At 63.5% G+C, this 12,950-nt stretch carries 12 protein-coding genes; 2 read left to right on the forward strand and 10 right to left on the reverse strand.

Features of this window, described 5'->3' with window-relative positions; genetic code table 11:
* The 5 genes from F2P44_RS04880 to F2P44_RS04900 are packed head-to-tail and all read right to left on the reverse strand — an operon-like array spanning position 1 to position 5,309.
* A complete protein-coding gene (locus F2P44_RS04880; RefSeq protein WP_229423381.1) occupies positions 1–1,338 on the reverse strand; it encodes a sulfate adenylyltransferase subunit 1 in 1,338 nt (445 codons plus the stop codon).
* The gene (cysD, locus tag F2P44_RS04885) at positions 1,338–2,276 is read right to left on the reverse strand and encodes a sulfate adenylyltransferase subunit CysD (RefSeq protein WP_167085547.1); all 939 of its coding nucleotides are present in this window, start codon (positions 2,274–2,276) and stop codon (positions 1,338–1,340) included. The genes F2P44_RS04880 and cysD overlap by 1 nt, the downstream gene beginning before the upstream one ends.
* A gap of 46 nt (positions 2,277–2,322) precedes the next feature.
* On the reverse strand, positions 2,323–3,039 hold the full coding sequence (locus F2P44_RS04890) for a phosphoadenylyl-sulfate reductase (protein WP_229423382.1): 717 nt from the start codon (positions 3,037–3,039) through the stop codon (positions 2,323–2,325).
* A 7-nt stretch (positions 3,040–3,046) separates the two neighbouring features.
* Positions 3,047–3,628 (reverse strand): DUF934 domain-containing protein, encoded by a 582-nt coding sequence (locus tag F2P44_RS04895; protein WP_167085551.1) that lies wholly within the window; start codon positions 3,626–3,628, stop codon positions 3,047–3,049.
* Entirely contained in the window at positions 3,621–5,309 is a 1,689-nt protein-coding gene (locus tag F2P44_RS04900; protein ID WP_167085552.1) for a nitrite/sulfite reductase, read from the reverse strand. Before F2P44_RS04900 ends, F2P44_RS04895 begins: the two co-directional genes overlap by 8 nt.
* A 330-nt stretch (positions 5,310–5,639) precedes the next feature.
* Between F2P44_RS04900 and F2P44_RS04905 the strand changes: the two genes are divergently transcribed.
* On the forward strand, positions 5,640–6,581 hold the full coding sequence (locus tag F2P44_RS04905; RefSeq protein ID WP_054267074.1) for a CysB family HTH-type transcriptional regulator: 942 nt from the start codon (positions 5,640–5,642) through the stop codon (positions 6,579–6,581).
* 34 nt (positions 6,582–6,615) lie between these two features.
* Complete coding sequence (locus F2P44_RS04910) at positions 6,616–7,266, forward strand: class I SAM-dependent methyltransferase (protein ID WP_167085553.1); 651 nt, start codon at positions 6,616–6,618, stop codon at positions 7,264–7,266.
* A gap of 1 nt (position 7,267) precedes the next feature.
* On the opposite strand, the gene F2P44_RS04915 is transcribed toward F2P44_RS04910, so the two are convergent.
* The 5 genes from F2P44_RS04915 to F2P44_RS04935 all read right to left on the reverse strand — a co-directional run bounded on the left by F2P44_RS04915 (position 7,268) and on the right by F2P44_RS04935 (position 12,900).
* Positions 7,268–8,431, reverse strand: a complete 1,164-nt coding sequence (locus F2P44_RS04915; RefSeq protein ID WP_167085554.1) for an MFS transporter — start codon at positions 8,429–8,431, stop codon at positions 7,268–7,270.
* A 25-nt stretch (positions 8,432–8,456) separates the two neighbouring features.
* Complete coding sequence (locus F2P44_RS04920) at positions 8,457–9,242, reverse strand: DeoR/GlpR family DNA-binding transcription regulator (protein WP_167085555.1); 786 nt, start codon at positions 9,240–9,242, stop codon at positions 8,457–8,459.
* A gap of 145 nt (positions 9,243–9,387) precedes the next feature.
* The gene (locus tag F2P44_RS04925; RefSeq protein ID WP_167085556.1) at positions 9,388–10,401 is read right to left on the reverse strand and encodes a porin; all 1,014 of its coding nucleotides are present in this window, start codon (positions 10,399–10,401) and stop codon (positions 9,388–9,390) included.
* A gap of 250 nt (positions 10,402–10,651) precedes the next feature.
* Complete coding sequence (locus F2P44_RS04930; RefSeq protein WP_229423383.1) at positions 10,652–11,899, reverse strand: PAS domain-containing sensor histidine kinase; 1,248 nt, start codon at positions 11,897–11,899, stop codon at positions 10,652–10,654.
* A 239-nt stretch (positions 11,900–12,138) separates the two neighbouring features.
* A complete protein-coding gene (locus F2P44_RS04935; protein WP_167085557.1) occupies positions 12,139–12,900 on the reverse strand; it encodes a LytR/AlgR family response regulator transcription factor in 762 nt (253 codons plus the stop codon).
* Positions 12,901–12,950 lie beyond the last annotated feature (50 nt).

Genomic DNA, 12,950 nt, shown 5'->3' on the forward strand with positions numbered 1-12,950 from the left:
TTACGCGTCCAGCCGGATCATACCAGCGGCAACCGTCTGGTGCGTCACTTCATCGATCAAAATGAAGGCGCCCGTTGCGCGGATGTCGGCATAGGCGTCGGCGGCCAGTGGCTGCTGCACGGTCACGCCGATGCGGGCGATGTCGTTCAGTTTCAGCCCGTCGGCCGCATGGCGCTGCTGGGTATTGATGTCGAGCAGGGTGTCGATGCCGGTGATCTTGGCCGAGGTCTGCTTGGTGCCATGCTTGATCCAGTACCTGCGGCGCATGTCGAGCGGTTCGTCCGACATCCAGCACACGTCCGCCTTGAGCGTCTTGAGCAGCGTCGCTGGCTGGTCGGCGCCGGCCAGCAGGTCGCCGCGCGAGATGTCGAGATATTCATTGAGCAGCAGGGTGATCGACTGGCCCACGACGGCCGACTGGTGCGAGCCTTCCAGGGTGAGGATATCCTTGACGGTGGCGCTCTGGCCCGATGGCTGCACCACCAGCTTGTCGCCCACGCTGACCTTGCCCGCTTCGATGCGACCCATGTATCCACGGAAGTCATTCGCTTCGTGGCCGTTGTGGCGCGCCACCAGCTGGACCGGGAAGCGGAACGGCGCCGCGTGCGATTCGTCGTAGACTGACAGCGATTCGAGCAGCGAAATGAGGGTCGGACCCTGGTACCAGCCCATTTTTTCGCTCGGTTCGACCACGTTGTCGCCGGTCAGGGCCGACAGCGGAATCGGCGTGATGTCCTTCAGCCCCAGTGTCGCTGCGAACTCCTTGTACGCCTTGACGATGCGGTCGTACACGGACTGGTCGTAGTTCACCAGGTCCATCTTGTTGACGGCGACGACCACGTGCTCGATCTGCAGCAGGTGGGCGATGGTCGAATGGCGCTTGGTCTGGATCAGCAGATCCACGCCGCCATCTTCGCGCAGCTTGACCTTGGAAACGTCGATCAAAATGATCACCGCGTCGGCAGTCGAAGCGCCGGTGACCATGTTGCGGGTGTACTGCTCGTGGCCCGGGGTGTCGGCGATGATGAATTTGCGCTTGGGCGTGGCGAAGTAGCGGTAAGCCACGTCGATGGTGATGCCCTGTTCGCGTTCGGCTTCCAGGCCGTCGGTCAGCAGCGACAGGTCGACGGCGTCGCCCACGGTGCGCTTGTGCTTCGAGCGCGACATGGCATCCAGCTGGTCGGCGAAGATGCCTTTGCTGTCGAACAGCAGGCGCCCGATCAGGGTGCTTTTGCCATCGTCGACCGAGCCGGCGGTGATGAAACGCAGCAGACCCGATACCGCGTCCGGGCGTTCGCCATTTTGGCTTTTAGTAGTGGTGTCAATACGGGCGTTCATCAGAAGTATCCTGCTTTCTTGCGTTTTTCCATCGAGGCTTCGGAGGTCTGGTCGTCCATCCGGGTGGCGCCGCGTTCGGTGATCTGGGTAATGGCGGTTTCGGCGATGATCGCTTCGACCGTCGATGCGTCCGACGAAACAGGGCAGGTGCACGAAATGTCGCCCACGGTGCGGAAACGCACCACCTGGGTTTCGACGGTCTCGCCTTCGCGCGCCGGCGTCAGGTCGGTCAGCGGCACCAGCAAGCCGTTGCGCGGAATGACCTGGCGCTCGTGCGCGAAGTAGATCGGCGGCAGCGCCAGTTTTTCGCGCTGGATGTAGAGCCATACATCGAGTTCGGTCCAGTTCGAGATCGGGAACACGCGCATGTTTTCGCCCGGGTGCACGCGGGTGTTATACAGGTCCCACAATTCCGGGCGCTGCGCCTTGGGGTCCCACTGCCCGAATTCGTCGCGGAAGGAGAAGATGCGTTCCTTGGCGCGCGCCTTTTCTTCGTCGCGGCGGGCGCCACCGATGCAGGCGTCGAATTTGTGTTCGGCGATCGTCTCCAGCAAGGTCACCGCCTGGGCCGCGTTGCGCGAGTCGGTCTGTGGATTACGCAGGCGCACGGTGCCGCGCTTGATCGAGTCTTCGACCGAACCGACGATCAGGCGTTCACCCAGTTCCGCCACGCGGGCGTCGCGGAAGGTGATCACTTCGGCGAAATTGTGGCCGGTGTCGATGTGCACCAGCGGGAACGGGAATTTACCCGGCCGGAAGGCTTTTTCGGCGAGGCGCAGCAGCACGACCGAGTCTTTTCCGCCCGAGAACAGCAGGGCGGGGTTGGCGCATTCGGCGGCGACTTCGCGCAGGATGTGGATCGCTTCCGATTCGAGCGCATCCAGGTGGCGCGCGTTGACGTCGGTCAGCACGCGCGGGGTATCGGTCAGTGTAGTCATGGTGGCGAGGCCTATGTTTTCTTATGGTGGCGCGCAAGCAGGCGCTTTACGCAGCCACGGATTTAATGCGGATCAGTTTACCATCGACCAGGTGCAGGCCGCATTCCTTGGAGTCCGGGTTTTCCCACCACCAGCGTCCGGCGCGTACGTCTTCACCCGGCTCCACGGCGCGCGTGCACGGTGCGCAGCCGATCGAGGGAAAGCCCTGGTCGTGCAGCGCGTTGTACGGCACGCCGTTGTCGCGGATGTAGTTCCACACATCGGTCTCCGACCAGTCGGCCAGGGGATTGAACTTGACCATGCCGTGCGCGGCGTCGTCTTCCTGGATGTCGAGCTGCGCGCGCGTGCTCGATTGCGCGCGGCGCTGGCCCGTGACCCAGGCCTTGTTGCCGGCCAGGGCGCGTCCCAAGGGTTCGACCTTGCGGATGCGGCAGCACTCGCGCCGCATGTCCACGCTCTCGTAAAAGGCGTTCAGGCCGTGCTGCGACACGTAGGCGTCCACCGCATCCGGCTGCGGTTTGTACAGCGCGATGTCGTAGCCGTAGGTGTCCTTGACCTGGGCCAGCACCGCCAGCGTTTCCGGGTGCAGGCGGCCGGTTTCGAGCGAGAAGATCCCGATCGGCAGGTTCGCCTTGAGAATCAGATCGGTCAGGACCATGTCTTCGGCGGCCAGGCTGGAGGCGAACACCGCCGGCGAGTATTCGGCGGCGATGCGCTCCAAGGTGGCGCGGGTGCTGGCGACGAGGGCGGAGATATCGTTCATGTGTGCCTCAGATGCCGTAGCCGACGTCGGCGCTGTCGATGCGCACGTCGCGCTCATGGCGGCGGAACAGCGGCGCCTTGATGTCGACCGAGGCCTGGTACACCTCGGAGAAGTCGGTCAGGCCCTTGAGCGCGTCATGGATGTTGCGGTCCTGGCGCGTGGCAAAGGCGTCGAAGCCGCAGCGCTGCATCTGGAACAGCTGGTCGCGCAGCACGTCGCCGATGGCGCGCAGTTCGCCCTGGTAGTTCAGGCGCATGCGCAGGTTGAAGGCGGTCGAGTAGCCACGGCCATCGGTAAATTTGGGGAAGTCGATGGCGACCACCGCGAATTTGTCCAGATCGTCCTTGAGCGCTTCGGCGCGTTCGTCCGGCGCGAGCCACACGCCGATGTCGCTGCGCGCGGCCAGCGAGGCGCGCTGCGCCTGCCACACCGTCAGCGGGACGATGACTTTGCCTTGCGGGACCACGACCGTGTCGGGCGCGTCGGCGGCGCTGCCCGCCTCAGCGTCAAGCACGGCCAGGCGCAGCACGCTCCAGTCGTCGGCGACGACCGCGCGCTGTTTGATGATTTCCTTGTGTGACTCAAGCATAGTGGTCTTCTCCAACCAGTTCGCCCGCCTTGATCGGCGTGGCATAGACATGTTCCTTGAACGGCGCCACGCCCAGGCGCTGGGCGGTGTCGACAAACCGTTCGTCTTCGTGGCGTTCGCGCACGTACACCTGCAGCAGGCGGTCGACCACTTCCGGCATTTGCAGCGCCGAGAACGACGGGCCGATGATCTTGCCGATGGCCGCGTTGTTCCCTTGCGCGCCGCCGATCGAGACCTGGTACCACTCGCTGCCATCCTTGTCGACTCCAAGCACGCCGATCGAGCCGACGTGGTGGTGGCCGCAGGCGTTGATGCAGCCCGAGATATTCAGTTCGATCTCGCCGATGTCGTGCTGGTAGTCGATGTCATCGAAGCGTTCGGCAATCGCGGCGGCAATCGGGATCGACTTGGCGTTGGCCAGCGAGCAGAAATCGCCACCCGGGCAGCAGATGATATCGGTCAAGAGGCCAATATTCGGCGTGGCCAGGCCGTGCGCCTTGGCTTCCTGCCACAGCGCGAACAGGGCCGATTGCTTGACGTCCGCCAGCACCAGGTTCTGCTCGTGCGTGACGCGCAGTTCGCCGAAGCTGTAGCGGTCCGCCAGGTCGGCCACGAAGTCGATCTGGGTCGCGGTGGCGTCGCCCGGCGGCACGCCGGTTTTTTTCAGCGACAGCAGCACCACGCTGTAGCCCGGCACCTTGTGCGCCTTGACGTTACGCGTGAGCCAATTGCCGAAGGCCTTGTTGTCGGCATGTTCCGCACGCAGGTCGATGTTCGGCAGCGTTTCGTAGGCTGGCGGCGTGAAGTAGGCCGCCACGCGCGCCATCTCTTCGTCGGTGAGGGTGGAGGCACTGTCTTTCAGGTCGACCCATTCTTCCTCGACCTGGCGTGTGAATTCCTCGACGCCCATGGCCTTGACCAGGATCTTGATGCGCGCCTTGTACTTGTTGTCGCGCCGGCCGTAGCTGTTATACACGCGCATGACCGCTTCGATATAGGTCAGCATGTGACGCCACGGCAGGAATTCGCGCACCACGCTGCCCAGGATCGGGGTGCGGCCCATGCCGCCGCCGACCATGACCTTGAAGCCGATCTCGCCATCGTCGTTGTGCACCACGGTCAGGCCGATGTCGTGCACCGCAATCGCGGCGCGGTCTTCCACGGCGCCGTTGATGGCGACCTTGAACTTGCGCGGCAGGGCGGCGAATTCGGGGTGGAAGGTGCTCCACTGGCGCAGCACTTCGGCGTAGGGGCGCGGATCGATGATTTCGTCCGCCGCCACGCCGGCGTATTCGTCGGAGGTGATGTTGCGGATGCAGTTGCCCGAGGTCTGGATGGCGTGCATCTCGACCGAGGCCAGGTCGCTGAGGATCTCGGGCGTCTGTTCGAGCTCGATCCAGTTGAACTGGATGTTCTGGCGGGTCGTGAAGTGGCCATAGCCGCGGTCGTACTTGCGGGCGATGTGGCCGAACATGCGCATCTGTGCCGAGGACAGCAGGCCGTACGGCACGGCGATGCGCAGCATGTAGGCGTGGCGCTGCATGTAAAGGCCATTTTGCAGGCGCAGCGGCAGGAATTCGGCTTCGGTCAGTTCATCGTTGAGACGGCGCTCCACCTGGCTGCGGTATTGCGCGATGCGTTCCCTGACGATGAGGTGGTCGTATTTGTCGTAACGGTACATATGTCATCCTGATTTTTAGGAGACCTCGCAAAACCTGCTGCGCGGCGCAATTTTCGCCCTGCGATGCTCACCGTACCTTCGTACGGCTGCGCTTCTCTGACGAAACTTGCACCGCTCGCTACGGTTTTCGAGGTCCCCTCTTTTTGGGCTTCTTCGGGGGCAACTGCATGAGACTGTCCCCAAACTAGCCTCAATAGTAATAAACTCGTCCTTTATTCCAAAGGACTAAGAATTTATTTGCTTATATGCGTATCCGGCATAAGCATTCTTATAAAATGCTGGTTGATATTTATTTTGAGTATTTTTCCGGCCTGCGAGAGCAAAAAAGCAATGAACCTCCATCAATTACGCTTCGTGCGCGAAGCCGTGCGGCAGAATTACAACCTGACCGATGCGGCCAAGGCCTTGTTTACGTCCCAGCCCGGGGTGTCGAAAGCGATTATCGAGCTTGAAGAAGAGCTTGGTGTTGACATTTTCACCCGTCATGGCAAGCGCATCCGCGGCTTGACCGAGCCCGGCCGGCTGGTGCTGGAGTCCGTCGAGCTGATCATGCAAGAGATCGACAGCCTGAAACGCATCGGCAAGGAGTACGCGGCGCAGGATAGCGGCAGCTTCACCATTGCCACCACGCATACCCAGGCGCGCTATACCTTGCCCAGAGTGGTGCAAGCCTTCATGCTCAAGTACCCCAAGGTACGCTTGTCGTTGCTTCAGGGGAACCCGCGCCAGATCGCCGAGATGGTCCAGCGCGACCAGGCCGACCTGGCCATCGCCACCGAATCGATTGCCGGCATTGACGGACTGATCACATTGCCTTGTTACCAATGGGAGCACATGGTGGTGGTGCCGCCCGACCATCCGCTGCTCAAATCCAAGGCGGTGTCGCTGGAAGAAATCGCCACCTACCCGCTGATCACCTACGATGGCGCCTTTGCCGGGCGCAGCAAGATCGACCACGCTTTCGGCCTGCGCGGACTGAAGCCGGACGTGCTGCTCGAAGCCATCGACGCCGATGTCATCAAAACCTATGTGGAACTTGGCATGGGAATTGGTATCATAGCGGGCATGGCCTTCGACGCCGAGCGCGACAAGAACCTGCGCGCCATTCCGGTGGGGCACCTGTTCGGCATGAATATTTCGCGCGTGGCCGTCAAGCAAGGCGCCTATCTGCGCAGCTATATCTATACCTTCATCGAATTGCTGGCGCCGACCCTGAACCGCAAGCTGGTCGAGTCGGCCATGAGCGGCACCAAAGAAACCTACGAGCTGTAAAGCATTTGCAGCAAGCACTCACGTCAAGAAAAATATGATCACCGAACAATCCGCACAGTTTTACGCCAAGAGCGCCTCCAACCACGACCGCATCTACGACCGGCCGGAACGCAAGGACGACCTGGCCGCCATGCGCGGCCACGTGGCCGAGACCCTGCGCGGCCACACCGTGCTGGAACTGGCCTGCGGCACCGGTTACTGGACCGCCGTCATCGCCGGCACGGCCGACAAGGTCGTGGCCACCGATATCAATCCCGAAATGATCGCGCTGGGCAAGCTGCGCGCGCTGCCTGCCGACAAAGTGGAATTCACGGTGGCGGACGCCTGGAACCTGCCGGATGACATCGGCAGCTACACGGCCGTGTTCATCGGCTTCTGGTGGTCGCACGTCAAGCGCGAAGAGCAGGAACGCTTCCTGGCGCAACTGCGCAGCAAGGTCGGCGACGACATGTTCATCGTCCTGCTGGACGACGTCTACGTTGAAGGCAGCAGCGAAACCGTGGCCCGCACCGATATGGAAGGCAACACCTACCAGATCCGCATCGCGCCCGATGGCGAGCGCTACGAGATTCCCAAGACCTATCCATCCGACAGCGCGCTGCGCAAGAAGCTCGCTTCGTCTGTGCGCGAGATCAAGATCGTACGCCTGGAATACTACTGGCTGCTGACCTGCCGCCTGAAGTAAGTCATGTCGATACCGCCTTGGGCGCGCTCGACGCGCCCAGTTTCGCGCTGGCCGCGATCAGCAGCATCGCGCAGCCGAGTCCGGCGAACGCCATGGGCAGGCTGCTGGCGTGCGCCACAAACCCGATCGCCGCCGGGCCCGCCAGGATGCCGGCATAGCCGAGCGTGGTGATCGCTCCGACTGCCAGGCTGGCCGGCATCGCGCGCTGGCTGCCGGCCGCGGTGAACAAAATGGGCACGATGTTCGACGCGCCCAGGCCGATCAGCACGAATCCAGCCAGCATGCCCGCTACCGACGACGCCAGCACCGTGCAGAAGAAGCCGGCCGCCGCGCACAGGCCGCCCAGCAGCAGTACCCGCTGGCCACCCAGCCTGCCCACCACCTTGTCGCCCGTCAGGCGTCCGAGCGTCATCGCAATCGCAAACGCCGCGTAGCCGAGTCCGCCCTGGCCGGCGCCCGCAGCGGGGCCGCGTCCTTCGGTCAGCAGCAGGGCGCTCCAGTCGAGGATGGCGCCTTCGGCCAGGAAGCACAGGAAGCACAGCGCGCCGATCAGGATCACCGCGCCGTGCGGCATCACGAAGATGGGCGCGTCGCGCACCTGCGCATCGGTCTCGCGCAGCAGGCCCGACGCCGCACCGGCCAGGACAGCGGCGACCAGCAATGCCAGCACGATGGCGGACGCGGTCGCGCCCAGGCCCAGCCACAGCAGCAGCGCCATCGTGCCGGCGCCCAGGAAGCCGCCCACGCTGAACAAACCGTGAAAGCCGGACATGAGCGCTGCGCCGCTCTTCTTTTCCACCACCACCGCCTGGATATTCATCGCCACGTCCAAGGTGCCGATAGCGGCGCCGAACGCGAACAGCACGCAGCCGAGTAGCAGCGGGCTGGGCGCGAAAGCCAGCCCGGGCAGCACCAGGCAGACGATCAGGCCGGAGCACAGCACCACCGGACGGCAACTGAAACGCGCCGTCAGGAAACTGGTGGACGGCATCGCCAGCAGCGATCCGGCACCCAGGCACAGCAACAGCAAGCCAAGCTGCGCTTCCCCCAGGCCGAGGCGCAGCTTGGCCAGCGGCACCAGCGGCGCCCAGGCCGACATGGCCAGCCCGGCGGCCAGAAAAGCGAGGCGGGTGGACAGGCGCTGTCGTGGTCCGGTGTCAAGCATGGCGTCTTTCGGAAACGGAGGGAACTCAGGGCTGCGCGGCGCGCAGCACGCGCACGCCGCGCGCCGCGAAGGCGTCGGCCTGGCGCGCATCGATATCGTGCTCGGCGACCAGTTCGGTCAGGCTGGCCGCCGCCAGCACCGCGTACGGCGCGGCTGTGCCGACCTTGTCGTTGGTGGTGGCGACCAGCACCGTCTTGCTGAGAGCGGCGACGCGGCGCTTGAATTCGGCTTCCTCGAAATGGATGGCGCTGATGCCGGCCTGGGCATCGATGCCGCAGGCGCCCAGGATGTACAGGTCGGGGCAGATCAATTCCAGTTCGCGCATGGCGGTCGCGCCAATGCTGGCCCCCGTCTCGGCGTGGATGCGCCCGCCAATCACGATCAGTTCGACGAGCGGCTTGTCGATCAGCGCGGCGGCAATCGCCGGGGCGTTGGTGATGACGGTCAGCCGCTGTTCGCCCAGCGCGGACGCGATCGCCAGATTGGTCGAGCCGGCATCGATGAAGACCACGCTGCCGGGCGCCACGCAGGGCACGGCAGCGGCGGCGAGGCGCGCTTTGCGGCCTGCCTGGGCACTGCGGCGCTGCGCCGGCGTTCCGCCCGGGGCGGCGGGGAGCTCCATGCGCAAGGCGCCGCCATAGACTTTCTGGCACAGGCCGGCCGCGGCCAGGTCGCGCAGATCGCGCCGTATGGTGTCTTCCGACACTTGCAGCCATTGCGCCAGGTCGGGCGCCAGCACCCGTCCATCGGTTTGCAGGCGTTGCAGGATGAGGGCGTGGCGTTCCTGCAAGAGGAGGGGATCGGTCGGCATGCGCATCTTCAAACGGGATAAAGTGCGCACAAATATACATGAATGCGCACAAACGTGCAAGCAAGCATGAAAAAAACCCCGCAAGCTGCGAGGCAACTTGCGGGGTTTTTGTTTCAGCTAAGCGCGCCTGAACGCGCCAGTGAATTTAGAACGAGTGACGAACGCCAACTGCCAGCGCGCTTGGATCAGCACCGAACGCGGTTGCTGGTGGAGTGACGTTTGAGCCAGCCGAGTTGATGCCGAAGGTTGCTTTGTCGTTGTTACGCAGCATTGCGTACGAAGCGTACACGTTGGTGCGCTTGGACAGGGCGTACGAGTAAGCAAGCGAAGCGCCGTTACCCTTGGCGCCACCTTCCAGTTTGTTTTGCTGGACGTTACCGTAGATCTTGTTGTTGCCGAAGGTGTACGACAAGCCGGCGTTGATCTGCTCGTACTTGTTGCCCTTGCCGGTTGGGTCGGCAGCCATGTAGTTGCCGCGAATTTCGACTGGGCCGATGGTGAAGCCTGCACCGACGATCATTTCCTTGTCGTCGCCGGAAGCCAGGCGCTCAACAACGTGGTAACCGCCGCCAACGTAGATGTTGTTGGCTTTGTATTCAACTGCCAGACCCATCAGATCCTGCGAAGGACCGGTTGCCTGTTCGCCCAGACCGTAGCCGGCGCTGACGATCACGCCGCCCATCGAGTTCGATTTGTAGTTGACCGAGTTGCTGATGCGACGGGTCAGACGGGTTGCGCCGCCGAACGAGCTCAAGTTGCTGCCGTAGAAGCCCTGGCCGTTGATATCGCTTGCGTTAGCGACGTCAGCGATTGGGGTGTATTCGCGGCCGATCATCACGGTGCCGAAGCCACCTTTCAGGCCAACCACCGCGCGGCGGCCGAACAGGACGCTGTCGCCCGCGCCGGAGTCGAGTGCGACGCCAGCTTCGAGGTTGAATACAGCGCTCAGGCCATTGCTCAGATCTTCAACGCCACGGAATCCGACACGGCTGGTCGACTGGTTGCCGGAATTGACGACCGTACGGCTGCCGCCCTTAACGTCCGTGTCTTCTTTCGCCAGGGAGGCATCTGCCACGCCGTAGATCGTGACGCTCGATTGAGCGGAAGCGCACAGAGGAATTGCAGCGGCCAGGACAGCGGCCATCAGTTTGCATTGCATATGAATCTCCAAAAAGTTGCACAGATAAGTGTCGATTAACCAGGGTTGCTCTTAATCGGACGTAATTATAACTTCCACGTATGTCAAATCCATGACAAAGTGAAATGTGGTGAAAAAGAGACAGACTTGGTTTGCCCCGGAACAGGGCGTCAATACCGTTCAATTGCACGCTTCGGGTGCACTAAATGTGACTTCGGATAAATGGTGCGGCGCCGCATAGCGCCCGTCGTTACGGGCGGTCTGGGAAATCTCAGGGGGCCGGGGGCGGCAGCGGGCGGGGCCGTTCTGGTGCGCCGGTGGCGTGCTCGGCGCCGCGCTCGCCGGCAGCGTCGTCATGCGTGCTTTCGGGCAACGGCAGCACGATATCGATGCGGGTTCCGGGCGGATCGTCGCTGCTGACGCTGATCTCGCCCTTCATTCCCCACACCCGTTCGCGCATGCCGATCAGGCCGAGCGATTGCGCTTTTTCCATGTCGGAGGCCTGGATTCCGCGTCCGTCGTCGCGGATCGACACCAGCAGCTGGCCATCGATGCGGTAGACATACATGGTCACATTGCTGGCCCCGGCGTGACGCGCGATATTGGTCAGCGCTTCCTGGACGATGCGGAAAATGGCGGTGCTGGCGGCGTCGTCGAGGCGCAGTTCGGCTTCGTCGGCGAACAGGGCGCAGGCGATGCCGTGCCGTTCGACGAATTCGTCGCGCAAGCCTTGCAGCGCGAAATACAGGCCGCCTTCGTCGAGCGCGCGCGGGCGCAGGTTGGTGGCGATGCGGCGCAGCGAGGTGATGGCGGTCAGGAGGTTCTCTTCCATGCCTTTCATCAGGCGCTGGCCGTTGCTGCCGGCGCCGGGTTCCTTTTGCAGCAGGTTCAGGTCCATGCGCAGCGACGCCAGCAGCTGGCCGAGGTCGTCGTGCAGCTCGCGCGCGATGTGGGCGCGCTCTTCCTCGCGCACGGTTTGCAGGGCCGACGAGAGCTGGCGCAGCTGCGCATGCGAGCGCGACAGCTTTTCCTGGACCTGCTGGCGCTCGGTCACGTCGCGCAGGATGATGGTGTAGATGGTGCGGTCGGCTTCGATCATGCTGGAAATCGAGCCTTCGAGCGGGAAGGTTTCGCCGCTGGCGCGCACGCCGGTGACGGCGTAATCGGTGGCGCGGCGGCCCGCGCGCCCGGCCACGTCGCCGAAATAGGCGGGCGCGGCGTCGCCGGTGACGGTCGGCAGCGGGGCGATGAATTGCTGCAGCGGACTGCCCTGCATCTGTTCCACGGTGGTCGAGAACATCGCCGCAGCCGACGGATTGGCCAGCACGATGGTCTGGGTATCGTCGGTGGAGATGATCGCTTCGCTCGCGTTCTGGATGATCTCGCGGCTGTGGCTGCGCGCAAAGCGCGGCCAGCGGTTATACGCGAACAAGCGCGCGAGGGAGTGACCGCCCAGCAAACCGAGGACGAACATGACCAGACCCCAGCTCAGGAAGCGGGAAGAACGCTGATGTGCCATGCGCGCCTGCCGTCGATGGCCCGCGGGACGCGGACCGTAGGCTGATTGTAAAAGCGGGGTAAGAACACGCCTTGAGGCGCGACAAAGGGCGCGACAAACGGCGCGACAAACGGCGCGACAAACGGCGTGGCGGGCGCAGCGCACTGCGCGGCAGGATACAGGGTCTCATGGCGTGTCGGTCGCTGGTGCATGGAACGGGGAAAGGGCGCCGCGCCGCGCCGGCGCGGCAGGGGACACCCTCACATCTGCTTGAACAGGTGCAGGAAGCTGCGGCTCACTTCCAGTTTGTCGGGCTTGCCCTTGATCAGTACCAGGTGGCGCCCGCGGATATCGCGCGTCACCCCTTCGATGGCGTTGACGTTGACCAGGGTGGCGCGGTGGATTTGCCAGAACAGGGCCGGATCGAGTTCCTCGGCCAGGTCGCGCACCGGCTTGCGGATCAGCGCCTCGAAGCGCTCGGTCTGCACGCAGGTGTATTTTTCGTCGGAGCGGAAAAACAGGATGTCCTCGACCGGAATCATGCGCAAGTCCTGGCCGATGCTGGCCTGGATCCATTGCAGGTAGGTGGGCTTGGGCGCCGCCATTTTCTCGGCCAGCTGCGAGAGCATGGCCGTGACGCTGTCGTTGACCGCTTCCTTCGGCTTGGCCAGGCGCGCCTTGAGGCGGTCCACCGTCACTTGCAGGCGCTCGGCCTCGGGCGGCTTGAGCACGTAATCGACGGCGCCGCGCTCGAAGGCTTCGACCGCGTACTGGTCATAGGCGGTGACGAACACGATGTTGCTGCCGGCGCCGATGGCGCGCGCCGCTTCCATGCCGGTTTTGCCCGGCATGCGGATATCGAGGAAGGTCAGGTCGGGCTTGAGCTGGCCGACCAGCTCGATCGCCTCGTCGCCATTCTTCGCCTCGCCGACGATTTCCAGCTCGGGCCACGCCTGGTTCAGGCGCAGGCGCAACTGGTCGCGCATCAATCTTTCGTCGTCAGCAATAATAGCGGTAGGCATGGTCCGGTTCTGGTGAAAGGCAAGAGTGCCAATTATTCAATGAAACCCGG

The organism is Massilia frigida (assembly GCF_011682175.1).
GTDB classification, from domain to species: Bacteria; Pseudomonadota; Gammaproteobacteria; order Burkholderiales; family Burkholderiaceae_D; genus Telluria_A; species Telluria_A frigida.

Excerpts from the sequence above, each read along its gene's own strand:
- F2P44_RS04905 (WP_054267074.1), top strand. The coding sequence starts at position 5,640 with ATGAACCTCCATCAATTACGCTTCGTGCGCGAAGCCGTGCGGCAGAAT.
- cysD (WP_167085547.1), bottom strand. The coding sequence starts at position 2,276 with ATGACTACACTGACCGATACCCCGCGCGTGCTGACCGACGTCAACGCG.
- F2P44_RS04925 (WP_167085556.1), bottom strand. The coding sequence starts at position 10,401 with ATGCAATGCAAACTGATGGCCGCTGTCCTGGCCGCTGCAATTCCTCTG.
- F2P44_RS04910 (WP_167085553.1), top strand. The coding sequence starts at position 6,616 with ATGATCACCGAACAATCCGCACAGTTTTACGCCAAGAGCGCCTCCAAC.
- F2P44_RS04915 (WP_167085554.1), bottom strand. The coding sequence starts at position 8,431 with ATGCTTGACACCGGACCACGACAGCGCCTGTCCACCCGCCTCGCTTTT.
- F2P44_RS04880 (WP_229423381.1), bottom strand. The coding sequence starts at position 1,338 with ATGAACGCCCGTATTGACACCACTACTAAAAGCCAAAATGGCGAACGC.
- F2P44_RS04920 (WP_167085555.1), bottom strand. The coding sequence starts at position 9,242 with ATGCCGACCGATCCCCTCCTCTTGCAGGAACGCCACGCCCTCATCCTG.
- F2P44_RS04895 (WP_167085551.1), bottom strand. The coding sequence starts at position 3,628 with ATGCTTGAGTCACACAAGGAAATCATCAAACAGCGCGCGGTCGTCGCC.
- F2P44_RS04890 (WP_229423382.1), bottom strand. The coding sequence starts at position 3,039 with ATGAACGATATCTCCGCCCTCGTCGCCAGCACCCGCGCCACCTTGGAG.
- F2P44_RS04935 (WP_167085557.1), bottom strand. The coding sequence starts at position 12,900 with ATGCCTACCGCTATTATTGCTGACGACGAAAGATTGATGCGCGACCAG.
- F2P44_RS04930 (WP_229423383.1), bottom strand. The coding sequence starts at position 11,899 with ATGGCACATCAGCGTTCTTCCCGCTTCCTGAGCTGGGGTCTGGTCATG.
- F2P44_RS04900 (WP_167085552.1), bottom strand. The coding sequence starts at position 5,309 with ATGTACCGTTACGACAAATACGACCACCTCATCGTCAGGGAACGCATC.